This window comes from Streptomyces sp. NPDC025721 (genome assembly GCF_055558595.1).
The window spans coordinates 18203-18989 of sequence record NZ_JBVHMF010000052.1 but is presented as its reverse complement, the minus strand read 5'-3'; the positions used below and the strand labels follow the sequence as shown (position 1 = coordinate 18989).

General features: G+C 65.1%; 1 protein-coding gene. It reads left to right on the top strand.

All coding sequences use genetic code 11. The annotated features are described in order from the left end of the window. Positions 1-621 (top strand): ExeA family protein (locus tag ACZ4EF_RS36670; protein ID WP_467508537.1); only part of this gene is annotated, 621 nt, incomplete at its 5' end. Positions 622-787 lie beyond the last annotated feature (166 nt).

Sequence of the window (787 nt, the reverse complement as noted above, 5' to 3'; positions counted from 1 at the left end):
ACTCCGCCCACATCTCCACATCATGCAACGTCTCCACACACTGAACAACGCGTCACTCAGTCAGCGGACACGAAGCCCACCTGTAGTACCAGCCTGGGCGGCACCCCGAAGTACCATTTCGCCGCCCTCGCAGCCCAGGCATCCGCCGCCCTCGCAGCCGAGGTCGACGAGCGCGGACGCACCCCCGCACTCGTCCTCGATGAGTCCCATCTCCTTGATCACCAGCGGCTGGACGCGATCCGGATGCTGACCAACTACGACATGGACTCGACGACGCCGTTCGCAGTGTTGCTGGTCGGCCAGCCCACGTTGCGGAAACGGATGAAACACGGCGTCCTGGCCGCCCTCGAGCAGCGGATCGCGGTCAGCTACCAGCTGCCCTCGATGAGCAAGGACGAGACCGCCAGCTACGTCAAACACCATCTCACCAGCGCCGACCGGTCCGACGTCCTGTTCTCCGACGACGCGATCGACCTGATCCACTCCACCAGCCGCGGCCTGCCCCGCTCCGTCAACATCATCGCCTGGCAGTCCCTGATCGCCGCGTTCACCGAGCAGAAGAGCATCGTCGACGAGTCCTCCGCCCGCGCCGCCGTCACCGAAACGGTCGCGACAGAATGAACACCAACCCGACACCATGACCACGAAAACCCCGGGGGGCTCCGGCCGCCGGGGGTGTTTTTCCCCCCCCCCTCCCCCACAAAAAAATCCCCCCCCTCCCCCCCCTCCGCATCCCCCCACCCAAGAAACCTGTTTCCCCAGGGGGAAAAGAATGGGTTTCCCGATC